General features: G+C 37.1%; 21 protein-coding genes. 3 read left to right on the top strand and 18 right to left on the bottom strand.

Going from position 1 to position 24,862, the window contains the following annotated elements:
* Positions 1 to 58: 58 nt before the first annotated feature.
* The 3 genes from L1275_RS04765 to L1275_RS04755 all read right to left on the bottom strand — a co-directional run bounded on the left by L1275_RS04765 (position 59) and on the right by L1275_RS04755 (position 3,819).
* On the bottom strand, positions 59 to 2,548 hold the full coding sequence (locus L1275_RS04765; RefSeq protein WP_253470354.1) for a DUF5686 and carboxypeptidase regulatory-like domain-containing protein: 2,490 nt from the start codon (positions 2,546 to 2,548) through the stop codon (positions 59 to 61).
* Between the two features lie 274 nt (positions 2,549 to 2,822).
* Entirely contained in the window at positions 2,823 to 3,482 is a 660-nt protein-coding gene (locus tag L1275_RS04760) for a hypothetical protein (RefSeq protein ID WP_253470353.1), read from the bottom strand.
* Position 3,483: 1 nt separating this feature from the next.
* Positions 3,484 to 3,819, bottom strand: coding sequence for a PadR family transcriptional regulator (locus L1275_RS04755; RefSeq protein ID WP_253470352.1), 336 nt, complete (start codon positions 3,817 to 3,819; stop codon positions 3,484 to 3,486).
* A 143-nt stretch (positions 3,820 to 3,962) separates the two neighbouring features.
* On the opposite strand from L1275_RS04755, the gene L1275_RS04750 reads away from it, so the two are divergent.
* Positions 3,963 to 5,012, top strand: coding sequence for a ferredoxin--NADP reductase (locus L1275_RS04750; RefSeq protein WP_253470351.1), 1,050 nt, complete (start codon positions 3,963 to 3,965; stop codon positions 5,010 to 5,012).
* Between the two features lie 48 nt (positions 5,013 to 5,060).
* On the opposite strand, the gene argH is transcribed toward L1275_RS04750, so the two are convergent.
* The 12 genes from argH to L1275_RS04690 form a co-directional block, all read right to left on the bottom strand.
* Positions 5,061 to 6,392, bottom strand: a complete 1,332-nt coding sequence (gene argH, locus L1275_RS04745; RefSeq protein WP_253470350.1) for an argininosuccinate lyase — start codon at positions 6,390 to 6,392, stop codon at positions 5,061 to 5,063.
* A gap of 11 nt (positions 6,393 to 6,403) precedes the next feature.
* The gene (locus L1275_RS04740; protein ID WP_253470349.1) at positions 6,404 to 7,462 is read right to left on the bottom strand and encodes a M20 family metallo-hydrolase; all 1,059 of its coding nucleotides are present in this window, start codon (positions 7,460 to 7,462) and stop codon (positions 6,404 to 6,406) included.
* Positions 7,459 to 8,244 (bottom strand): acetylglutamate kinase, encoded by a 786-nt coding sequence (gene argB / locus L1275_RS04735; protein WP_253470348.1) that lies wholly within the window; start codon positions 8,242 to 8,244, stop codon positions 7,459 to 7,461. Before argB ends, L1275_RS04740 begins: the two co-directional genes overlap by 4 nt.
* Positions 8,245 to 8,252: 8 nt before the next feature.
* A complete protein-coding gene (locus L1275_RS04730; RefSeq protein WP_253470347.1) occupies positions 8,253 to 9,215 on the bottom strand; it encodes an acetylornithine carbamoyltransferase in 963 nt (320 codons plus the stop codon).
* A gap of 67 nt (positions 9,216 to 9,282) precedes the next feature.
* Complete coding sequence (locus L1275_RS04725) at positions 9,283 to 10,419, bottom strand: aspartate aminotransferase family protein (RefSeq protein ID WP_253470346.1); 1,137 nt, start codon at positions 10,417 to 10,419, stop codon at positions 9,283 to 9,285.
* 62 nt (positions 10,420 to 10,481) lie between these two features.
* Positions 10,482 to 11,453, bottom strand: coding sequence for an N-acetyl-gamma-glutamyl-phosphate reductase (gene argC, locus L1275_RS04720; RefSeq protein WP_253470345.1), 972 nt, complete (start codon positions 11,451 to 11,453; stop codon positions 10,482 to 10,484).
* The gene (gene argG, locus L1275_RS04715) at positions 11,446 to 12,648 is read right to left on the bottom strand and encodes an argininosuccinate synthase (protein ID WP_253470344.1); all 1,203 of its coding nucleotides are present in this window, start codon (positions 12,646 to 12,648) and stop codon (positions 11,446 to 11,448) included. Before argG ends, argC begins: the two co-directional genes overlap by 8 nt.
* A gap of 52 nt (positions 12,649 to 12,700) precedes the next feature.
* On the bottom strand, positions 12,701 to 13,360 hold the full coding sequence (locus L1275_RS04710; RefSeq protein ID WP_253470342.1) for a GNAT family N-acetyltransferase: 660 nt from the start codon (positions 13,358 to 13,360) through the stop codon (positions 12,701 to 12,703).
* Positions 13,361 to 13,891: 531 nt separating this feature from the next.
* A complete protein-coding gene (locus tag L1275_RS04705; protein WP_253470341.1) occupies positions 13,892 to 17,542 on the bottom strand; it encodes a DEAD/DEAH box helicase in 3,651 nt (1,216 codons plus the stop codon).
* A gap of 277 nt (positions 17,543 to 17,819) precedes the next feature.
* On the bottom strand, positions 17,820 to 18,332 hold the full coding sequence (locus L1275_RS04700; protein ID WP_253470339.1) for an adenine phosphoribosyltransferase: 513 nt from the start codon (positions 18,330 to 18,332) through the stop codon (positions 17,820 to 17,822).
* 90 nt (positions 18,333 to 18,422) lie between these two features.
* On the bottom strand, positions 18,423 to 19,478 hold the full coding sequence (locus tag L1275_RS04695) for a glycosyltransferase family 9 protein (protein WP_253470337.1): 1,056 nt from the start codon (positions 19,476 to 19,478) through the stop codon (positions 18,423 to 18,425).
* Between the two features lie 75 nt (positions 19,479 to 19,553).
* Positions 19,554 to 20,159, bottom strand: coding sequence for a DUF4254 domain-containing protein (locus L1275_RS04690; RefSeq protein ID WP_253470335.1), 606 nt, complete (start codon positions 20,157 to 20,159; stop codon positions 19,554 to 19,556).
* A gap of 64 nt (positions 20,160 to 20,223) precedes the next feature.
* Here L1275_RS04690 and upp point away from each other — a divergent pair, with 64 nt between their 5' ends.
* Positions 20,224 to 20,877, top strand: coding sequence for a uracil phosphoribosyltransferase (gene upp / locus L1275_RS04685; protein WP_253470333.1), 654 nt, complete (start codon positions 20,224 to 20,226; stop codon positions 20,875 to 20,877).
* Here the strand turns inward: upp and L1275_RS04680 are convergent.
* Complete coding sequence (locus L1275_RS04680) at positions 20,872 to 21,801, bottom strand: DUF6427 family protein (RefSeq protein ID WP_253470331.1); 930 nt, start codon at positions 21,799 to 21,801, stop codon at positions 20,872 to 20,874. The genes upp and L1275_RS04680 overlap by 6 nt on opposite strands.
* 113 nt (positions 21,802 to 21,914) lie before the next feature.
* Here L1275_RS04680 and L1275_RS04675 point away from each other — a divergent pair, with 113 nt between their 5' ends.
* A complete protein-coding gene (locus L1275_RS04675; protein ID WP_253470323.1) occupies positions 21,915 to 22,145 on the top strand; it encodes a uracil phosphoribosyltransferase in 231 nt (76 codons plus the stop codon).
* Between the two features lies 1 nt (position 22,146).
* Here L1275_RS04675 and purD read toward each other — a convergent pair whose 3' ends face one another.
* Together purD and L1275_RS04665 are read right to left on the bottom strand one after the other, a co-directional pair.
* The gene (gene purD, locus L1275_RS04670) at positions 22,147 to 23,418 is read right to left on the bottom strand and encodes a phosphoribosylamine--glycine ligase (RefSeq protein WP_253470321.1); all 1,272 of its coding nucleotides are present in this window, start codon (positions 23,416 to 23,418) and stop codon (positions 22,147 to 22,149) included.
* 81 nt (positions 23,419 to 23,499) lie between these two features.
* Entirely contained in the window at positions 23,500 to 24,855 is a 1,356-nt protein-coding gene (locus L1275_RS04665; protein ID WP_253470320.1) for an exopolysaccharide biosynthesis polyprenyl glycosylphosphotransferase, read from the bottom strand.
* Positions 24,856 to 24,862: the final 7 nt, after the last annotated feature.

Genomic DNA, 24,862 nt, shown 5'->3' with positions numbered 1-24,862 from the left:
AAAGAACGATCCTGAATGACAGAAACTCATTACAACACCGATATCTCTGGCAAAAGAGCTATTTATTGAGCAAGGTTAAACCAATCATGATACCGTCCTTAGAAACCCCATGCTGCAAACTGCGAACATAGTCTACTCGTAAACCTCTAAATTTGCCAATACCTATATTGGAAAACCCAGCAGTGAATTCCTGATACGGATTTCTATCCGTAGTAATGGCATTGTGATACCCCAAAACCAAGTTCCATTGAAGCAGATCTAATAGCGGAATTTTGTTCATAATATAGCCCTTGAAATTGTGTTCTAGGTGGATTTCCGCATAGGCTTTATTTGTACTCAGTTCATAGTACGGCAAAAGGTTAAACGCATTCATATACTTCCCTTCCAAATTAACATGGGTTTGATTGCCATTAAAATGGTGGTAGTCCATAAAGGCGATATCATCCGCTCCAAAAAATTTTCCCGCTTTTAAATGATAATTGAATTCTCCTTTATTGCTGACGCCCAGTTCTTGAGTGATACTCGCCGACAATAGATCATATTGATATTTATTATCCGAAGCTGCGAAGGCTTTTTCAAAATTGACCGATAATACGGGGAATTTGGCACTTGGAATATTGACCTTCTGGTTGGGTAAGGAGATATATTTTTGAGCAAAATTAAATTGAGCCCCAATCTTAGCCTTCACAAGATGATGCTGTTCAAAACCGGCATGGGTATAATTTTCAGGATCAAGCGGATGGTTTGAAGTATAGGCCTTGTCGCGATTAAAGATCACATAGTCCGTATTGTTAAACAGCGCTTTTCTCTGATTGTATTCTAAAGTCCCCTCAGCCGTAATTCCATTGTAGACTTCCTGACTATAGGTTGCGTTTACAAATTCACGGTTATACAACTTCATGTAATTATCCTTAAAAAGCAGTGTACTAGCAGAATTTAATAACTTAGAAATGGGTTGATCCGCATTAAACTGTGCGATTGTGCTTCCTCCGGTTACGCTCAGCTTTTTTCTATCGATCTTATTAAATAGATGTTGAACCGTTCCTACAGCACGCAAACGATCTTCTGCAAAACCGTAGTTGAGCACTGCTCCAATATCTGTGACAGAACCTTTGTCTTTATTGGTTTTTACAAATTTAAACTCATTTCCAATATTCCATCCTTGCACCGTATTAAAACCAAGAGACTTAATATCTGCAAGTCCCTCATAACTCAAGGTATATCCTTTTAAAGTGTTTTTATAGGTATAACCCGTCAATAAACCACCTATTTTAAATCGATTATTCTTGCGATCTAAACTATCAATATAAGCCGCAGAGTTTTTGATGATCATAAGACTATCCTTTACTTGATAGTCCTTTTGCTCCTCGTCTGTCAACGGAATTTGACGGTGTTGGTCCCAATAAGACTGATCTACCTTGTTGGCATCCGCATCAAAACTAACCAACTCATTCGAAAAAGTTTTGGCATCAAAATGATCCACAAAATGATAGTTGCTAAACACATATGAAAACTTAGCCTGTAGTTTTACTCCCAACATCCCCCCTATAAAATCGATGGACTGAACATTTTTAATCCAGTTTTTTAATGATGCTTGATAACTGTAGTTTTGAACCAATTCCAACTTGTCAATAATCGGTTCCTGCATGCGGTATCCCAAAGCATCAAGTTCGACACCATAAATAGCCCAGCTGTCTTCAACGATATATATATAACCCTCAAAAACAGGTTCTTTGTCGCGTTTGGGTATTACTTTAATTTTATTGATTAGATAGGTACCGTCAAAGAAAGTACCCTCGAGTTTATATTTGTAATAATTAAAGGCATTTTTTGCCAAAGGCGAAATCATCTTAACATCTACCCGTTTATTAAGATTAATCGTTTCATCGTAAAAGTCATAAAAAGTCTCTTTAGCCGTATTAAAACTATAACCGTTGTCGTTACCACTTATTTTCGATGCTACGATATGCTCTTTAATCTTATCCGGTTTTTGATATGTGATTTTTGACACGGTTTCCGACAGATAAATGACATTGGGATTTAAGGAATCTATTTTATTAACTTCCTCTTGTCCATTTACACCAATACTTACAAATTTGGGTAATTTTAATAGCTTAAGATTTCCTTTAGAATAAAAATCCGCAGTAAATTTTGAGGTGTTTTTAGTGTTCGAATCCTTGCTTTTGATTGCATTTCTAATAATTGGATCTGCCAAATTCTCTCCGACCTTAATCACAATATCCGCCATCATAAATTCTTCTTCAAGCATTTTTACATTTAAAACAATTGCTTCAGATTTTAATAAAACCGCGATTCTTTGGGTTTTATAACCCAAATATTGAAAATTAACGTAGATAGTACCCTCTTGTCGGGTATTGAAAAGTTCGTATTCTCCCTTTTCATTCGAAGACGTTCCCCTTGAGGTATTTTCGACAGTAATACTAGCGAAGGCGATAGGCTGCCCTTTTTCATCGGTAATTTTCCCCTTAACTTGAGCAAATGACAACACAGAAAACAATAATAATAGACAAGTAAATTTAAAGCTCATAAGTGGTTTTTATATTTAAATCTGAAGATTCCTCTGGGAGTTCCAAAGCTTATCTACAACAAAATCACATTTCATGCGATTATCGTGTATAATAAATAAATTAGGTGTTAAATATAAATCAATATCCGCCTTTACATCATTGTGTTAACTTAAATTTATAAGAACAATCCTTTTAAGCGGATTTAAAGCGTTTCCACATTTGTTGATAATAGTGTCCTAATAAGTGTTGCCTATAAATACTTCAACTCTCGAAAATGTGTTTCTGTAAGTTGTTTCATGGAAGCTTAAGTGTCTTTTCTTCTATAATCAAACTTTTTTTCATCAGAAAAGACCCCATTGATAAACGCACAGATATCGCTAAAGCTAAAAACATACTCACAGGTATACCCCAATCAAGACCAACAAACTCCAGTCGGTTTGATACAAACGTCATCATCAACAAATAAACATTAAACCCCAAACAACTGACAACTCCTCTCTTTACATATGCATTCAGTACGGTTTTTTGAGTGGAATTAAAAACCTGCATCAGCGTTCGTGTGATAATAAAAAAGTTAAAAATCAACAAGCTTATTATTCCGCCTTTTGCCACAGCATCCTCAACATCAAACGCATATACCACAGAAAATGATAAACCACATACAGCGAGAAGCATCAACAGATAATTTAAATCCAATCGCCTCCATAATGTTACAACCATTCGAGGCGTGTTTGTATATGTACCCAATTTTTTGTGTTGCAAATCGTTATGCCATAATTTGAAAACCGTTTTTAATGCGACTTCAAACCCCAAATCTTCATCGTTCATCAGCACTTCCATTTCGGAAGCGATATGGTCCAAAATTTCTAATCTTAAATGATCGTATTTTAGATTATACTTTTGAAGTAGTATTGTTTCAAGGGTACCGATTTGTTCCGTGTTTAACGTTTTCATCTTAAGTCAGTTTTAAATTTACTATCGACTGCATGTTTTTGATAAAATTGTCAAGTTCCTCAATTAAATGATTGGTTTCCTTGATGCCCGACGCTGTCAATTTATAATATTTTCGGACCCGTCCATCAACCCGCTCCATTTCCACGTCTAAAAAACCCTCGGACTCCAATTTATGTAAAGCCGGATACAAAGCCCCTTCAGTCAAGTTCATCTCTCCAGCAGTGATTTCCTTTACTTTCTGAGTGATCTCATAACCGTACATCTTTCCATTTTGTTCCAGCAATCGCATGATGATGGCATTCAAACTTCCTTTATATAATTGCTGTTGTTTTTTCATTTGTAGTGCTTTATCCAATCAAATATAGACAAAAAAACAATACCCCTAAATTAGAGGTATTGTTTTTTAAACAGAAACTAACAATTATCATGAATTAAACTCGTTTTGGTTTCGTATTTTTGCGTGCAGTAAACTCATAAACCATGTCAAAATTCCATTTATTAACTATAAAGGAAGTTCGAAAAGAAACACCCAATTCAGTATCGGTGCTTTTTGACGTACCGGATAGTTTAAAACCCGATTATACCTTTATCGCTGGACAGTACTTAAATATCAAATATGTATTTGAGGGTAAGGAAATTCGAAGAGCTTATTCGATCTGTACCACGCCAAAAAGTGGAGAACTTCGCGTAGCGATCAAGAAAGTAGAAAGCGGTGTGTTTTCCACATTTGCCAATACGGAATTGAAAGTAGGGAACACTTTAGAAGTAGGAACTCCCGAAGGTCGTTTTATACATGAACCTCAACCGAATGTACAAAACAATTATGCAGCCTTTGTTGCAGGTAGTGGAATTACTCCCGTCATGTCAATCGTACAAACGGTTTTAGAAGAAGAACCCAACAGCACTTTTGTGTTGGTTTACGGAAATAAGAAAGTTGAAGAAACCATCTTTCACGATGCCCTTCATCAATTACAACAAAAATATATCAACCGCTTCTTTGTACATTTTGTTTATTCCAAAGAACGTGAAGCAGAATCCTTATTTGGCCGAATCGAGAAATCCGTGGTCAATTTTGTGATCAACAACAAACACAAGGAAAAGACTTTTGAGAAATTCTTTTTATGTGGCCCTGAAGAGATGATTGATACGGTCAGTGCCGTTTTAAAAGAACGAAATGTCTCTGAAAAGAAAATATTATTCGAAATATTTACTCCTAATAACGATGGAGCAAAACCAGTGGATGCAGAAGGAACTGCACGAATTACCGTTTTAGTAGACGATGAAGAAGTGACCTTTGAAATGTCTAGAAAAAACATTCTTTTAGACGCCATGTTAAAAGAGGGGATCGATGCTCCTTATTCTTGTCAAGGCGGCATCTGTAGCTCGTGTATGTGTCGCATCCAAAAAGGCACCGCCGTGATGCAAAAGAATTCCATATTAACAGACAGTGAAATCGAAGAAGGTCTGATTTTATCCTGTCAGGCCATTGTAACTTCTGATGAAATATACATAGACTTTGACGATGTTTAAAGTTTAATCTATAAGCCATTATAAAAAGAGCTCCTTACGGAGCTCTTTTTACTTTAATAAGACATTTAGTCTTCGCTGTACTTTTTCAAAATCAAACTGATCTACGGTTTTTTTAAACTGTTCCGCTATAGCGTCATTCATCAAGTTTCCTATGCTGCCTTGGTGCGTATGATTGACCTCCTTAGAAGGTTGATAGGTCCCTGATTCGATAGCGAATCCTATATTTTTGTAAGCCTCTCTAAACGGAATTCCATCCAAAACCTGATTGTTAACCACCTCAACACTAAATAAATAATCGTATTTTGGATCATCTAGAATATTGGGATTGATTTGAATATTTTCGAGCATCAAATCCAAAATATCCAAGCATTCCTTTAACGAAACAAAGGCAGGAAAAAGATTTTCTTTCAACAGTTGTAAATCTCTGTGATAACCCGATGGCAGATTGGTTGTCATCATTGTTATTTCATTGGGTAATGCTTGAATCTTATTACATCTCGAACGAATGAGTTCCAATACATCCGGATTCTTTTTGTGCGGCATAATACTTGAACCGGTAGTCAAATGTTCTGGAAAACTTATAAAATTCATATTCTGACTCATATATAGACAAGCATCCATTGCAAATTTTGCAAGGGTAGCGGCTATGGAACTCAATCCTTGCGCTAAAACTCGCTCGGTTTTTCCACGCCCCATTTGAGCGTAAACCACATTATAGTTTAAGCTATCAAAGCCCAACAAATCCGTAGTCATTTGTCTATCTAATGGAAATGAAGATCCATATCCTGCTGCCGATCCCAAAGGATTTTTATTGGTAATCTTCCACGCGGCATACACCATTTCCAGATCATCGACCAAACTCTCCGCATAAGCACCAAACCACAAGCCGAACGAGGAGGGCATCGCGATTTGAAGATGGGTATAACCCGGCAATAATACCTGATTATATTGATTGCTTAGTTTTTGAAAACGCTGAAAAATCTTGCTCGTCTTTTCTACGATTTCTTGAATCTCAAATCTAAAATACAATTTAAGGTCAACCAAGACCTGATCATTACGCGATCTACCGCTGTGGATTTTCTTTCCACTGTCGCCTATACGCTGTGTCAACAACAATTCGATTTGAGAATGAATATCTTCTACCTCATCCGCTATTTCGAAAGTGCCATTTTGAATTTCATTATAGATATCCTTTAATGCCTTGTGAATTTCCAACAGTTCCACTTCTGTCAACAAACCGATCTTCTCCAACATCTGCGTATGAGCCAAGGATCCCAAAATATCAAAAGCCGCTAAATTTAAATCCAATTCACGATCTCTACCTACGGTAAAGTGGTTTACATCGGTATTCACATCGGTACTTTTTTGCCAAATTTTCATGTTTTTTCTTTTTATACGATTTGTTGCAACATTGTGATATAATCGGCAATACCGTTTTCGATTTCACTGATATAAATAAATTCATCCGCAGTATGAGAACGGGCCGAATCTCCTGGTCCCAATTTTAACGAAGGAATATCCAACAAAGCCTGATCACTAGTCGTTGGAGAACCATAGGTGGTTTTACCCAAGGCTATTCCCGCTAAAACAATCGGATGACCCGGATCAATAGACGACGGTTTTAAACGAATAGAACGCACTTTTACTTCTGAAGTCACCGACTGGCAAATCAATTCCAACAATTCTTCATTGGTATAAACTTCCGTTACACGTACATCAACTACAAAATCACAGACTGAGGGTACTACATTATGCTGAGTACCAGCTTGAATCATCGTGACACTCATCTTGATCGATCCAAAGATATCCGAGGTTTTTTCAAACTGATAGCTGTTAAACCATTTGATATCACTCATGGCTTTATAAATAGCATTGTCGCCTTCTTCGCGCGCGGCATGTCCAGATTTCCCATGGGCACGACAGTCCAAAACCATCAGGCCGCGCTCGGCTATTGCCAATTGCATTTGGGTGGGTTCTCCTACAATCGCAAAATTCAAAGATCCCAAACGCGGTAAAATTCGCTCCAGTCCGTCTTGTCCCGAGATCTCCTCTTCTGCGGTCGCAGCTAAACACAAATTATATTTTAAATCCGTCTGTTCATAAAAAAAACAAAAGGTCGCAATCAAAGACACCAAACAGCCACCAGCATCATTACTGCCCAAACCATACAGTTTACCATCGAGTAGCTCTGGAGTAAAAGGATCTTTGGTGTAATCGCTATTGGGACGCACGGTATCGTGATGAGAATTCAATAAAATCGTTGGTTTTTCAACATCAAAATGTTTATTAAATGCCCAAATATTATTAAGTTCTCTATGAGTTTTAATTCCTTTTTGCTGCAAGTGTTTTTCAATAATATCAGCCGTTTGATCTTCCTCCTTACTAAAGGAAGGTGTTGCGATCAACTGACCTAACAATTCGATGCTTTCGCCAAATAAAGTTGTTATCATGAGTGAAATTGTATTTGTGTACCAGCATTTACATCTAATAAATCGGTACTTTTCTTTATAATTACGGATTGTACGCCACGTTCTGATGCCAACCAAGCATTGTCTAACTTCGGAATCATCCCTTTAGAAATCACAGACTTTGCAATTAATTCCTCCTTGTCTGTTGCAAGAATGACAGGAATTACAGCATGATCGTCATGAACATCACTTAAGACTCCCTTTTTCTCAAAACAATAAATCAATGAAACGCAATGAGATTTCGACAGAGCAATTGCTAAAGCCGATGCAATACCATCTGCGTTGGTATTCAACAACTGTCCTTGATCATCGTAAGTAATTGCGGAAAAAACGGGGCAAAGTCCCAACTCTAACAATTGGATGATTCGCTTGTCGTTAATCGACGATGCTGTTAAATCACCTACATATCCAAAGTCTATGGGATCCGTTGCTCTCTTCACGGTCTGTATCAAATGGGCATCCGCCCCACTCAAACCCAAAGCATCACACTGATGCTGTTGCAATTCAGCAACTAGATTTTTGTTGATCAAACCAGCATAAACCATCGTAGCCAAGCGCATACTTGCCTGATCGGTAATTCTCCTTCCGTCGACGAACTGTGGTTCAATTCCCAGTTGTAAAGCCAACTCACTAAGGGTCTTACCACCACCATGAACCAATATTTTCTGTCCCTCAATTTGTGCAAAAAGTTGTACAAACTCCGTTAATGCCGCAGCATCATCCAAAACTTGTCCTCCTATTTTAACGATTGTTAGTTTATTCATCTTACCAACTATAAATCTTTCAGTATTCTCTTTAAAACCAATTGTGCTGCACATACTCTATTCGCGGCTTGCTCAATCACTAAGGAATGACTTCCGTCCAAAATATCAGCGCCCAATTCCAAGTCACGACGCACAGGTAAACAATGCATTACCTTGGCTTGATTGGTGCTTTTTAAACGTTGTTCATCAAGCATCCATCCATCTCCGTCTGTAAGCACTTGACCATAGTCTGCATAACTCGACCAATTTTTTACATAAACGAAATCTGCCGCTGATAAGGCTTGATCTTGGTCGGTGGTAATGACTGCTCCATCGGTGAAACTTTCTTTTAACTGGTAACCATCTGGATGTGTGATAACAAATTCCACCAACCCCTCTTTTTGAGCCTGACACATCCATTCTGAAAAGGAATTGGCCACTGCCTGCGGTAGGGGCTTAACATGTGGTGCCCAAGTCAAAACCACTTTCGGTTTTTTATCTTTTGAAGCTTGTTCCATTATCGTTATGATATCCGCCAAACTCTGTAACGGATGCAGCGTAGCGCTTTCCAAACTAACCACAGGCTTTTTGCTGTATGCTTGAAATTTTTTAAACAACTCCTCGCTATAATCCTGTTCAACTTGTTTCAAAGCTGGAAAAGATCGCAAACCCAAAACATCACAATATTCACCCATAACTGCAGCAGCTTCACGAATGTGTTCGACACTTGAACCGTTCATCACCACTCCATCTTGGGTTTCCAAAGCCCAACCCTCCTGATTTAGATTCATTACCATCACCTGCATCCCCAACTGCATCGCTGCTTTTTGCGTACTCATTCTGGTTCGTAAACTCGGGTTGAGGAATACCAGTCCCAAAGTCTTGTGTTTACCTAATTGCTCCTCCGAAAACGGATTGGCTTTTAATTCTAAGGCTTCCTCTACTGCGGAACTTATAGAATCGATATCTTTTACTGAAAAAAATTGTTTCATTTTAAATGCGTTTAATATGCTTTGTTTTTACTTGGAGTAAGGCTCCAATCCTCGCTAACTTATCAGATTAATACTTCTGAATCCGCTTTGAAAAACACTCCAAAAATTGATCTGCATGCTGATAACTCAAATTCAAGGCAGGTAGTAATCGAATCACTTTAGGCCCTGCATTTCCTGTGAAAATCTGATCCTCTATCAACAGGTCTTTTTGCACATTACTCCACTCACTAGGCAGTTCTATTCCAATCATCAAACCCTTACCTCTTACTTCAACAATACGCGGCAGCTTCTTTAATTCGGCTATGATATAGTTTCCTACAGTCTCAGCATGCTGCATGAGTTGTTCTTGCTCCATGACTTCTAAAACCGAAATAGCTGCCACACAGGCTAAATGGTTTCCACCAAAAGTAGTCCCGAGTTGTCCGTGCCACGGTTTTATCTTATCACTTATCGATAGTGCACCAATTGGAAAACCATTACCCATTCCCTTGGCCATGGTATAGATATCCGCTTCTACTCCCGCTTGATCTACGGCGTAAAAAGTTCCGCTACGTCCATAACCACACTGTACCTCATCAGCGATAAACAAGGCGTCATATTGCAGGGTCAAACTTCTTATTTTTTTTAGGAAATCGTCAGTCGCCACACGAATACCACCCACACCTTGAATGCCCTCCACGATTACTGCTGCTATAGTAGGTCCACAGTCAGCAAATTCCTTTTCCAAGGCAGCTACATCATTAAATGGCAGAAAAGTTACCGCTGCATTGTCGTTGATCGGTGCTTGAATTTTCGGATTATCCGTTACTGCTACCGCCAAAGACGTGCGTCCGTGAAAAGCCGCTTTAAAAGCGATGATTTTTTTTCTGCCATTATAAAAAGAAGCCAATTTCAAAGCATTTTCATTGGCTTCAGCACCAGAATTGCATAAAAAGAGCTGGTTGTTCCCCTTCGCTGACAGCACCCCCAGTTTTTCTGCTAGTTGTGACTGAAGCGGAATTTCAATAGAATTGGAGTAAAACCCAATTTTATTCAATTGATCTGCAACGCTCTTTATATAATGTGGATGACTGTGACCTATCGAAATCACAGCATGACCTCCATACATATCCAAATATTTTTTCCCCTCTTTATCATACACGTGAGAACCTTTAGCACTTACGATTTCGATAGGATTTAATGGGTATACATCGTATAATTTCATCTGTCTTTATAATTTGTGATGACTAATTCTAACTTTTTATTTAAAGCAAACAAGTACTTTCTTTAAAAACCAACAGCTTTTAAATTCAATCCAGCGCGCTCATCAAATCCAAACATCAGATTCATATTTTGAACGGCCTGCCCACTTGCCCCTTTAAGCAGATTATCAATAATCGAGATAATCAGTAAATTGTCGTTGTTCTTCTCGAGATAAACCAAAGCCTTATTGGTATTAACAACTTGTTTTAAATCAATCGCGCTTGTGGAAATATGTGTAAAAGGATGTGTTGCGTAATAATCGGTATACAACTGATTGAGCTCCTGTTCGGACAGTGCTGTGGTTACCGTTAGCGCAGAAAATATACCTCTGGTAAATGCTCCTCTCTGCGGAATAAACGTGATTGGCGCTGTAAAATCGGATTGTAAAAAACTTAAACTCTGACTTATTTCACCCAAATGTTGGTGTTCAAATGCTTTATAAACCGATAAATTATTGGCTCTCCAGCTGTGTTGTGTCGTTGTAGACAAACTTTGTCCTGCACCAGTAGAACCGGTCGTTGCCGAAATATGAATCGGACTATGCAGTTGTTGTTGCTGTGCTAAAGGCAGTAAGGCCAATTGAATTGCCGTTGCAAAACACCCCGGGTTAGCAATATACTGAGCTTGCTCGATGTTTTTCTTTTGCAATTCTGGCAATCCATATACAAATGATTGCTCGGTATCCTGCCAACGAAAATCCTGACTTAAATCAATGATTTTCACTTGAGAACCCATTGGATTTTCCGCTAAAAAAACCTTGGAGTCTCCGTGTCCCAAACACAGAAACACCACATCAATATCCGTGGATAAAACAGCGCTAAATTTCAAATTGGTCTCTCCAAACAGGTCGGTATGCACTGCTGATACGGCTTTAGATATTTGACTTTTACTGTGAACAAATGCAATATTTACCAACGGGTGAAAAATCAAAATTCTCAACAATTCTCCGCCAGTGTATCCCGCACCGCCAACAATTCCTACATTGATCTTATTCATCCTTCATGGTTTTTTGGTTTAATGAATACCAGATTTTCATCTGATTACCCAATATTTTAGAGAAACCTTTAACATCATCACCACTCCATCCGTCATTCATTTCTCCATAACTAGCCAATTGATTGTTCATCATATCAAAGGGTGATTCGATTCCAAGTACTACAAAACGGTAAGCGTGTAATTCTAAAAACACCGTTCCGGTAACCGATTGTTGACTGCTGTTTAAAAAGGCCTCTAAATCACGCATAATCGGATCGTGAAATTGACCTTCGTGTAAATTGTTTCCATAAAAAAGCGCTAGTTGTTCTTTCCAACTCAACTGCCACTTAGTCAACGTATGTTTTTCTAAGGCATGATGTGCCTTGATTAGAATAATTGGTGCTGCCGCTTCAAAACCCACTCTACCTTTAATTCCTATAATGGTGTCTCCCACATGTATATCTCTGCCAATTCCAAAGGGTTGCGCTAGTTCTTGTAATTGTTGAATCACTTCAACAGCACTCATTTTCACCTCATTCAAAGCAACGGCTTGTCCCTTTAGAAAGCTAATACTAATTTTCTCAGGGGTAGTCTTGCTAACAGGTGTAGGCCATGCCTCCTCAGGTAAATAGGTATTCGAGCTTAAAGTTTCCTTCCCTCCAACCGAAGTACCCCAAATGCCTTTATTAATCGAATAAACCGCTTTTTCCGCATTGATGATTACCCCATTTTGAGCTAGGTAATCAATCTCTGATTGTCTGCTTAGCTTTAGATCTCTGATTGGAGTAATGATCTTTACCTCAGGAATTAGAATATTAAAAATCAGATCAAAACGAACTTGATCATTGCCCGCTCCCGTACTGCCATGTGCTACTGCTTTTGCGCCAATTTTTTTTACGTATTCGGCTATCGCTGTTGCTTGACATACACGTTCGGCACTTACCGACAAGGGATAGGTGTTGTTTTTCAATACATTACCGAAAATTAAATATTTTATCGTATCTTGATAGAAGGCTGCAGTTTGATCTAAAGCCGTATGAGAACTAACACCTAAGGCATAGGCTTTCTGTTCTATTTCCTTTAACTCTCCTTCTGAAAAACCTCCGGTATTGACTACTACAGTATGGACTTCTAATCCCAATTCTTTTGAAAGATATATGCTGCAAAACGTGGTATCTAAACCACCACTAAAGGCTAAAACTACTTTGTTGTTCATTTTTTTAAATTGTAAGTGTGAAACGTGAATATGATGATGGAAGACCGGCAGTTTATTTTTTAATCAAAGCATCTTGCTTGATCTTAAAAATGGATAACTTGGCTTTCAGTTGTTTAAATCGATCTGGCGATTTACCTACTTGATCTCGTTGCTGCCGAAGTTCTCTTTCTTTCTCTTCCGGATTCCACAGTAAAGCCGTACACAAACAGTTCTTTTTGTCTTTGCTCTGTAGGATGGCAAAATTGACACAGCTTTCACATCCTTTCCAAAAGGTTTCATCTTGGGTTAACTCCGAATACGGTACCGGTCTATATCCCAAATCGGAATTGATTTTCATAACGGCAAAACCCGTGGTTAGTCCGAATATTTTGGCTGTTGGATAAAGCGTTCTAGACAGTTCAAAAATCTTGTTTTTGATTTCCTTAGCCAGACCTTCATTACGAAAGATCGGGTTGACAATTAAGCCTGAATTGGCCACGTAATTTCCGTGACTCCAAGTCTCTATGTAACAAAATCCCGCCCAGGTACCATCGATATGCAAAGCGATAACCGCCTTACCCTCAAGCATCTTTTGGGCAATATACTCGGGGTTTCTACGGGCAATACCCGTACCTCTAGCTTGGGCAGATGCTGCCATTTCTTCGCAAATCTGCAAAGCATATTCTATTTGTGAAGCCTGAGCTTGCGCAACAGTAAAGAGAGCTGAATTCATCTAATAAAAGAATAAGTCGCTAGAATTCAAGAATATAATCGATTAGAATAGATTCTTTTTTTCTAAAAAATAAACAATAAGTTGTATGGATAGTGGTGAAATTTCAATCCAATGAAATTTCTGTAATATGCCGGTAAATCTAGACGATTATGCCCGGTGCCGCAGTGTCCGCGAAATAGAAGAAACCGTTTGTCCCATAGCAGTAGTAGCAACAAAAGAGCTGTTGCTTAACATAGGGTTACGATATAGATGTAGTTTCTTCATAGGGTAATCTCCTTAATCGGAGAACACAAAGTTTTGTAATAAATTTTGAATAAAACTAACAAACAATTGTTAAAAATTTTTAACCGTTTAAAACTCACCACTCAAAACGCTTTAAATCAAGTCGTTGTACAACAAAAATAATTTTCAATCTCTTGGGAAATCCGGCTCTAAATCCGTGTTTTTTAGCAATTTAATAGGACTAAAATCCTTTATTCAAAAAAAACAGGGCCATCGGGCCCTGTTTTTACAAGTATAAATCTACGTTTCTCAACTGAATAATTCTCTAATTTCATTGACATCGAAGGACTTTTTGTCTTCATCTACAGAGATAATACTCGAAGCCACCTTAGTCTTTTTATTTTGTAACATCACTATTTTTTCTTCAATCGTATCCTTACAAATCATTCGGTATGCCATAACATTTTTGGTTTGACCGATTCGATAACAACGGTCAATAGCTTGATTCTCTACTGCTGGATTCCACCAAGGATCGACTATAAAAACATAATCTGCCTCGGTTAAATTTAATCCAGTTCCCCCAGCTTTAAGACTGATTAAGAACACGCGAACATCATCGTTATTTTGAAAATTCTCGACGTTTTCCTGACGATTTCTCGTCTGTCCGTCTAGATACTCATAAGTGATCTGCTCCTCTTCCAAGCGGGTTTTTACAATCTGCAACATTTTGACAAATTGTGAAAAAACCAATATCTTGTGTTTACCCGTTTTTTCTTTGATATTTTCGATAAGGATCTCCAATTTAGCAGAGTAGTTTCCATAATCCTCCTCGTTGTTAATCAACGCGGTGGAGTTACAGATCTGACGTAACTTGGTCAAACCTTCCAACACATACATCTGCGATTTCTCGACTCCATTTTCATCGATTTTATTCAATAAATAGTCGCGATATCTGTTTTTAAAGGAATCGTAAACTTGACGTTGTTCCTTACCCATCTCACAAAAGATCACACTCTCCGTTTTATCTGGTAGCTCTTTAGCGACCTGTTCCTTCGTTCTTCTCAGTATGAAAGGTGAAATGATTTTATTCAATAAATGCGCGGTTTCCACATTTTTTTCCTTATCAATATGATCCGAAAATTGGTTTCTGAAGTGATTCATATTCCCCAATAGTCCAGGATTCAAGAAATTTAACTGAGCATATAAATCAAAGGTATTGTTTTCAATAGGAGTACCGGTCAAGACCAAACGATTGTTGGACTGGAGCAATCTCACTGCTTTATAACGTTTGGAATTAGGATTTTTAATCGCCTGACTCTCATCGAGTATCACGTAATTAAATTTAAATTCTTTAAGCGATTCCACATCGTTTAACAAAGATCCATAAGTCGAGATGATCAAATCGTATTGATTAAAATTCTCTCGGTGTTCCATTCGACTGACACCTGTAAAATTAAGTGCTTTTAACGAAGGACAGAACTTTGCGATTTCATTATTCCAGTTAAAAACCAAAGAAGTAGGCGCAATAATCAACGACGGTAAGGTATTTTTATCCTTTCTTTTCAAATATTCTAAAAAGGCTATGGTTTGCAGGGTTTTACCCAATCCCATATCATCGGCTAAACAGCCACCTATTTGATTTTTATCCAGAAAAGCCAACCAATTAAGCCCGTGTTGTTGGTAGTCTCTCAACGTGGCCTTGATCGTTTTAGGTACGGGTATGACATCGATAGATTCAATGTGCTGTAACCTTCTTTTTTTCTGATATAGTTCCTCGAGAAATTCCGGTTTGGTATGCATTTCCTCATAGAGTTCGTCTATAATTCCAAATTGGAAATTAGACATCTGAATGCTGTTTTTCTTAACATCACCTGTTTTAAAGTAAATGGCGAATTTTTTCATCCATTCTTCTGGTAAGACACCTAGAGTACCATCGCCCAAAACGACATAATTGCTTTTCTTTAGAAATGCTTTTTGCAATTCCTTTAAATCGACTTTTTGATCGCCAAATGAAATTTTGATCTCCATATCAAACCAATCGATATCCGACTTCAAACTGATCGAGATAGACGGTTTATGAATGTTAAACTTAAATGAAGACAATTGATTGGCTCCAAAAACGGCTGCCCCTTGCTGTTTCATTCTATCGATAGCATGTAACATCCAATAGTTTTCAAACAGTTGTTCTGGTTCGAGAAAATAGGGTCCCTCTTGTTTAGCAAATGCCGGATGAAGTCCTACAAAATCTTCTTTAAAATTGTCTTCAAAAGATTGGTTCCTGTCTTTATAGGAACGATTCTCCAAATCACTTTCATTCCAAAGCAATTCTGGGCTATAAATCGGTATCAGTTGCTCCCCGTATTTTACGACGGGTTTAAACACGATATGTTGGCCTCCAACATCGGTAATATAAACTTGTCGCTCGAGAGTTTCTTCGTTTGTTAATGTATTTTCTTTTCTGAAAATCTTCGTCTGAATCTCGTACTTTCTCGACATCGGTTTAATGATGTTTTGATAGACCTGATCCCAATCCTTTTTTAAGTAATTGGCTTCACCATCCGCGGCATAATGCTCTAGTGCCAACGACAAATCAGCCGTATCAATCGGATAAAGCTTGTTTTCTATTTTAACAAATGTCGGTGAAAGCACCACTTTTGATGCGGTGATATTGTATTTTTTATCTTCGACCTCGATCATGGGTTTCAGGTTGTAAAACCACTCACTCTCAGTCAGTTTAAAGAATAACTTAATCGGTTTTTCCTCTACAGTCAAAGGTTCCAAGTTCTTGCGAACTAAGGTGCGTCTGCTATCGGAAAAATAGATATAAGATTGCTGTAAATCGGCAATAATTGTTTTTTGTAGTTCTATAGCACGACCCAAACTCTGCAAGCTGGGCTCTTCCCTATGGTTTTGCAAAAGACGATTGATTTGAAGCACCTTAATCATCAAATTCTGCCTCTTTTCCTCTGGAAAAGTAAGCCAAATTTTATCGATATCGAAAGTATCAATCTGTTCAAAAGAAGAAGATAAATCGGTTTGCGCTTTATTCATTTTAGCCTTTACCGGCACAAAAGCTTCAAAATCCTTCCTTCTTGCTATAAAACAAAAACCCAGCCCTTGATTAGTAACATCAACAGCTTTATAGGGAATCTGTGCTTGAAATTCTGCGATTTCATTTTCGTGAATCGACGCATCGATACTGACCGCAGATTTTATATTTTTAAACTTGGAGGTGACTTTAAGCCCCTCTAAAGTAAGTTCATATTGAAAAATCGACTCGTAATCATCTTTTAAACTCAAACTAAATTGAGCCAGATGCTCTGCAATCTTACTCTGCAAAAAGTTTTTTGCGAAGTAATTGATTCCAAACGTACGTATAATCTTTTTTAAAGCATTGATTCGATGCTCACACATCTTATTGGAAATACTACAAGTACATTCCGTCGTTAGTAATTCTGTTTTAGGATTGTAAGTAAATTGTTGTTTATGTGACTGCCACATCGAAACCTGAGTGATGATTTCCACATCAGTCATCTCTATGATTTTCACCGTATAAAAAGATTCCGCCTCTGGTCCAGATTTTTTTATGGTTTCCCAATTCATGATTCCCTTTGGTAAAACCAATACATTTTTGTTATTGGTAACAGGACCTAAACCATCTTTTCCATCTACACGCAAAATCTCCTTATTGTCTAATCCTGTCTTCAAATCTCTGATTACAGCAATAATGTGCTTACAAAGCCCATTATAATCAAAGGGACAATTGCACGATACATTGGCTATTTTATCTCTAACCAACTCTACAGATACTACATAACGATTCTCATAAGATCCCGTACAACCAAATTCAAAGTAATCCTTTGTATTTGAAATCAACTCGGTATCTAAAAAACGAGCGCGATCTCTTGATGTTACTGTACTATTATTCTTAACGTAAGTATCAAAACTTTCTAAATTCATTTCTTTTTATCCATATCTAATCGCCAACAATGTTCTTAAAAACACTACCGACCATTAATATTGTTAAACCACTGCATATCTAGGCTTTTGATCCCTTTAAATCGAGTATTAAAACTCAAAACCCAACTAGCCTATAAAGTTATTACTAAAGATGGCTGTATACTACTTCCTTCTCAGAGTTTTTGTATCCAGCTTATACCTCTATTATTTATTGTTTCTGTCGACACAAGCCTCATCGAAAATCTTCAATACTTTCGAATTAACTTTCTTCGGTGACTTAATATTTTAACAGGCTCATGACCTGATGGTTTTTTAATTTTTCCCTACCATTTAAGAAAGTAAGTTCCATAAGAAAATTGAATTGTACAATATTGCCCCCCATTTTCTCGACCATCTTACACACGGCTTCTGCTGTGCCTCCCGTTGCTAATACATCATCATGTATCAAAATGTTTTGACCGGGAAGAATTGCATCTGCGTGAATTTCAAGAATATCAGAGCCGTATTCTAAGGCATACTCTTGACTCACTTTATCATACGGTAATTTCCCTGGTTTTCTTACGGGAATAAAACCGGCATTTAGTTCTTGGGCAATAACTGTTCCAAAGAAAAAACCGCGGCTTTCCATTCCCACTACCTTATCAATTTTCTGATTCCCTACCAATTTCAACAATTGCTCCGTGGCGTATCTCATCGCTTGGGGATCATTGAGTAAGGGTGTAATATCTTTAAAAATCACCCCCTTTTTCGGGAAATCGGCTATATTTCGTATATATTTCTCTATATCCATATCATTTCTATTTTAGGCTTTCGGTTAGCTGCTTTTCTATTTCCTACTTAATTAAATAAGGCCAAACCACTTTAAAACCTTCATTTATATCTAAGCGTTCTTCGTTGTAAGAACGGAGTTTATCTTTGATATCACCGTTTCGGGTAAAATAGTTCTCATCACATCTTCATATCCTGGTATCACTTTATTGCCATATACGGATAAGGGTAATAGCGGGTATTGGTTTCTATCGGCTGTTAGGGCATAATCAGCAGGCTGGTTAAAGGGAGCAAAACCGGCATAAGGGTGTGTTCCGCCCCATAAGGTAATTACTTTTTTACCCAACATGGCCGCCAAATGAGCATTTCCAGAATCCATGGATAACATAACATCCAAATGCTGAATTAGCGCTAATTCATCTTGAAGTTTAACCTTACCTACCATGACAATCACTTGTGGGTTGTCTCGCTTTAATTGATTTAAAAGAGCCTGTTCCTTTTCACCTCCGCCAAAAAGAAAAATCTTATTGTCTTCTTTTTCTGCCAAACCATCAATGACCTGTTGCATCAAGTCCAAAGGATACACCTTGGTTGCATATTGAGCAAAGGGAGCAATACCAATCCAGTGTTCCTGTTTTGACCCCGTAATGTTTTTTAAAACTGGACTCATGTGCTCAACGCTTGGAAATTTTGGATTTGTTAAATCAATGGGGAAACCCAATTTACTCAAAGTGATTGCATGATTCTCAAACATGGTTGGCAGCGGTTCAAACACTTTATTCTCTACTCTTGTCAAGGCTTTTTTTCCAGCCCTACCTTTGTCTAGAGCCGCCATTTTAACGCCGGAAATCGCAAAAAGTTTACGTACAATTTGAGAGCGTAAAACGTTGTGAAAATCTGCAAAATAATTGATTTCTAACGCCTTCAAATCGCTATAAAGTCTTAATAAACCCAAAAAGCCTTTATGATGTTTTTTAACATCAACGGCAAAAAAATCTACTCTCGGTATTGATTTAAAAAAAGGTTTAAAAAAAGGTCTTGATACCACGGTCACACGAACTTCGGGATATTGTGCGACTAACGCACGAATCACTGGAACGGTCATAGCAACATCGCCCATGGCCGATAATCTAAAAATAAGAATGTGAGATTTTTTCTTGTTAGTCATGGCTTGATCTTTATTTCTAAAAAAGAAAAGCGTGAAATAAAATCACGCTTTGATATATGGATTACTTCAGTAATTTTATTTTTTATTCTGATACAAAACCGGATTTAGTTCTTCATCATTGTACATTTTCATTTGCTTATACACCTTCATGTACTTTGCACCGCTTTCTATATCCTTTAATAAGTCATCAATTGCAGTGGTCAAGTCTTGTTTTTGTTCTAAAAGCGTATTCAATTTCTCTTGACATTTTGCTCTGTGTTCTTCAGAAGCTTCTACTCTTGTTGCCTCTTCATTCATATGATAAATTTTCAAAGCCAAAATAGAAAGTCTATCTAAAGCCCATGCCGGACTTTCAGAATTGATTTTAGCGCCTTCTTGAACTTTTACATCTTTAAATTTCTGCAAGAAATAACTGTCGATATATTCCACCATATCCGTTCTTTCTTGGTTGGAGGCATCAATCCTTCTTTTTAATGCCAAAGCCGCTACAGGATCGATATTCGGATCTCTAATAATGTCTTCAAAATGCCACTGAACGGTATCAATCCAGTTTTTTAAATATAAAAGATGTTCAATTTTATCCTTAGGATAAGGATTGCTAATTGGTTGATCTACATTGTCGAACTGGTGATAATCACGGATACTTTCTTCGAAAATTGGAAACGCTAATTCTGAAAACATACTAATTATTTTATTTACAAATATAGTTTTTATACTTTTATCGAACTAATACATTTTTAAAGTTATGAAAATTCACTACATCTCAGAGGAAAACAGTCTATTAAATCATTTTCTAGGACAATTAAGAGACGTCGAAACTCAGAAAGATAGTATGCGTTTTCGCAAAAACATAGAACGCATTGGTGAAATCACGGCCTATGAATTAAGTAAAACCCTTCCCTATAAAAACATTGCAATTCAAACACCCTTAGGTATCAAACACACCACTTGTATAGAAGACAATGTCGTATTGTGTTCGATACTCAGAGCGGGTTTAGCCCTACACACGGGTTTTATGAATTTCTTTGACGACGCAGAGAACGGTTTTGTTTCTGCCTACCGCAAACACGCTCAAGGGGGAGAGTCGAGTGAAATTCTAGTCGAATATCAAGCGGCGCCGTCGTTTCAGGATAAAATTTTGATTTTAATCGATCCGATGTTGGCTACCGGTCAATCCTTGGTTGCTGTTTACAACAAACTCCTGACAGAACAAACTCCAAAAGAAATTCATATCGCTGTAGTTATCGCTGCTCCAGAAGGCATAGCATACTTGGAAAAGAGTTTACCTGACCATTGTCACTTATGGGTAGCTACTTTAGACGATCACTTAGACCAAGACAACTATATAGTACCGGGATTGGGTGATGCAGGAGATCTGGCTTACGGTCAGAAACTATAACTGACAGAAAAAGAATATTAACGAAATTACTGCAATACTGGATAAAACCACCTCTTTAAACCAGCGATTGGGGATGCTTTCAATATAATTAGCACCTAAGATCGACAAGGGAAAGAAAGTAAATATCAAAACGCCCTGATTTTTATCGGCAGACAAAACGTATACCGCTACTCCAATTAAGAAAGCAACTAATACTTTCTTATAGGTAGCCTGCATATTAAATGGTTTATTGGTCACCTCTAAGGCTTGAGATATAAAAAACAAAACTGCAATGGAACTAAATATGGCCAAAGCAATGTTTTGATATATATTATCAAAGGTGGTAAAATCAAAATTAAACTCTGTTCGCTGATCTATAAACCTTAATATATCGGTATCCGAAGCCAATATATAAATACTAAAAAATATGGCGACGGTTATAAAAGCGATCACGGGAATAATCCAATTTCGGTAGTCACTTGACACAAAAAACAGGATTGCAAACACCAATAAAATCACGTACAATATACTCCAAAAGTGAAATATAGTAGCGATAAATATCCATAGAGAAGCATCGAAGATCTTGACTTTAGGATCCTTTAAGGAATGCAGTGAGAACAGTTTTCGCAGTGCTAATAAGATGCAATAATTCGCGATAATTAAATTGGTATTGACCAATACTGATGGAAAAAGCACCAGAAAAAGCACAAATAGCAGTGGTGCGTAATTATTATCTTTAGTAAGTCGGTTTTTTTGAGTGATAAAGTGGGTCCAAAAAGTAGACATCAATAAAAGCCCTAGCAACATCACTTTTTTAAAATACTCATATCCAGTCCAATCCAAATTATATTCCGTTCTTTGAAACAGTATATAGAACAAAAATAGAAATATGCCAATTATAAAATAATTAATTGGTTTTGTTTTGCTAAAAAGGCTTGCTAACATGTGGATATTTTATATTTTTGTATTTTACAATTTGCAATTGAAGTTTATTCAAAACCGAAATTACAATTTTTAGAAACTCGAAAGAACATATATTTAATTTAAACGAAATAAAGATGACCTCATTTTTCAACGGAATCGCTTATTTATTCGAAAAAATTCTTTTTATCCCGATGGATTTTTTTAGAGAATTAGAGTTAACCAATTGGTGGACTGCAAATATCATTACTTGGATGTTTATCCTTATTTGTACGGGATCTTTTATTTTTTGGATCAAACAATTAAACTTGTTTCAAAAATCAAAAGAAGACGAACAAGATACTACAGCCCACTCTTTTTTAAAATAAACTAGAGATCGAATCCGATATCTTTTCTATAATACATTTTATCAAAATGTAGCTTGTCTATGTTTTGGTAAGATGTTTTTAGTGCTTGGTCAAAGTCTTCTCCAAAAGAGGTTACCGCCAAGACTCTTCCTCCGTTGCTAACAATTTGCGACTCCTTAAGAGCAGTTCCAGCGTGAAAAACCAACGAATTAGCTACCTGATCCAATCCCGTTATAACCATTCCCTTTTGATATTCTTCTGGATACCCTCCAGAAACCAACATCACAGTTGTTGCAGTACGTGGATCAACCTTCAAAGTTTCTTGTTCTAAAGTCTGATTCGCAACAGCGGTAAATAGTTGTACCAAATCAGATTCGATACGTGGAATAACAACTTCCGTCTCTGGATCACCCATTCTTACGTTATATTCGATAACAAAAGGTTCATTATTCACATTAATCAATCCGATAAATACAAAACCTTTATAATCGATTTGATCCTTTACAAAACCTTCTATCGTCGGTTTTACGATGCGTTCTTCAATTTTCTGTAACAAGACATCATCAGCAAAAGGAACTGGTGAAACAGCACCCATTCCGCCTGTATTCAAACCTTGGTCTCCTTCACCTATACGTTTATAATCTTTTGCAGTTGGTAAAATCTTATACGATTTTCCATCTGTTAAAACGAAGCAACTCAACTCAATACCGTCCAAAAATTCTTCGATAACAACCTTAGTGCTTGCAGCACCAAATTTTGCATCGACTAACATGTTTTTAAGTTCCAATTTAGCCTCCTCTAAGTCAGTCAGAATTAACACACCTTTACCAGCTGCTAATCCATCTGCTTTTAAAACATAAGGAGCCTTTAAGGTTTCTAAAAATGCATAGCCCGCTTCCACATTAGCTGCAGTAAAACTTTGATATGCCGCTGTTGGAATCTGATGTCTAATTAAAAACTCTTTGGCAAATTCTTTACTCCCCTCTAATTGCGCCCCTCGTTGAGATGGTCCAATCACTGGGATATTTTTTAATTCAGCATCATTTTTAAAAAAGTCATAGATACCATTAACCAATGGATCTTCAGGTCCTACCACCACCATTTGGATCTCATTTGCTAAAACCGCCTTTTTTAAAACATCAAAATCATTGGGATTCAAATCCAGGTTATTTGCTATAGCTGCCGTACCAGCATTACCTGGCGCAACAAATAGCTTAGAGCAATTTTTACTCTGAAGCATTTTCCATGCTAAGGCATGTTCTCTACCTCCAGATCCTAACAGTAAAATATTCATGGGTTATGTTGTTTGTAATTAGAGTTCAAAAATAGGTATAAATTAGGGAAATCTAAAAAGTATTGCCACTTACTATCAAGTTTAATAAGCTTTTTTATCACCACTAAATGTATTGATTAGGGTAATAAATATGATTTTCACATCCAATAATAAGGTCCAATTCTGGATATAGAAAATATCGTACTTCACCCGATTTACGATATCGCGTTTATTTTCTACCTCACCGCGGTATCCGTGGGTTTGAGCCATACCCGTAATTCCGGGTTTAATCAAATGACGCATCATAAAGTTTTTGACCTTTTTGGTGTATTCTTGATTGTAGATTAGCGCATGAGGTCGAGGTCCTACTACAGACATGTTTCCAATCAGTACGTTGAAAAATTGAGGTAATTCGTCCAGACTGGTACTCCTTAAAAAACCGCCGACTAGAGTCACCCGACGATCTTTTTTAGTAACGGGTTTATATTCTTCTTCTGTATCTTTCACATAAAGAGAGCGAAATTTATAACAATAAAATTCCCGGTAGTTTAGTCCGTTTCTCTTCTGCTTAAAAAAGATCGGTCCCTTGGAATCCATTCGAATACAAATCGCAATAATGGGAAACAACCACGAAAACACAAACAAGATCATAGATAAAGAAAAAAACACGTCAAATAACCTTTTGCTCATAGCGTTGGATAAGTTATCTAATGGGCTCTGATTCACAGTCATCAGCGGCAAAATTCCATAGAATTGCAAATCCATTTTCCGCAACAGCAGTTCATGATTGTCTGGAATGAACTTGATGGTTTTAAAATTATTATTTGCCAGAGTGAACAACGTTGAAATCTGTTTGGAATCCAAACTCTTTAACGAGCAATAAATTTCATCGATCCCTTTTTGTTGCACATACTTTTGAACTACTTCCAAGTTGATACGATTGGTTACAGCATCGGGAACAATGACCTCTTTTAAATAATAACCGTATTCGGGATTGAACTTAAAAAAATCTACCAATTCAAAACTGGCTTTAGAATTTCCAACGACAATGACATGTCTTTTGTTTCCTCCATAGTGGAGTCTGTATTCTTTTAGTACATGAAAAATCAGCAGCTTGATTCCAAAAAGAGTAAAGCCCAATACTATAAAATAGGTAAAAACAGTCCACTTTTGAAAGGGTATTTCAAAAACCCCAAAAAGGGCAAAGAAACACACTAAGTAAATAAAGTATTGTTTAAAAAAAACTTGAATAATCGAAATAACACTCGTAAATCGATATATTTTATAAAAGGCTGTTTGTCTTGCAATTACAAACCAGCATACTAGTAATAATAGGTATAAATAGGCATCAAGATAAAATTTTAGAAAACCAAAGGAAAAGATAAATATCGTCAAGAAATCCATCGCTATTACGATATACTTGATCCAATGTGAATATCTTCCAATTTTCTTATTCATCGACTTT

The sequence above is a fragment of the Flavobacterium sp. HSC-61S13 genome, assembly GCF_024171535.1.
Classification (GTDB): domain Bacteria; phylum Bacteroidota; class Bacteroidia; order Flavobacteriales; family Flavobacteriaceae; genus Flavobacterium.
The sequence above is the reverse complement of the archived record's forward strand: the minus strand, read 5'-3'. Positions and strand labels throughout refer to the sequence as shown.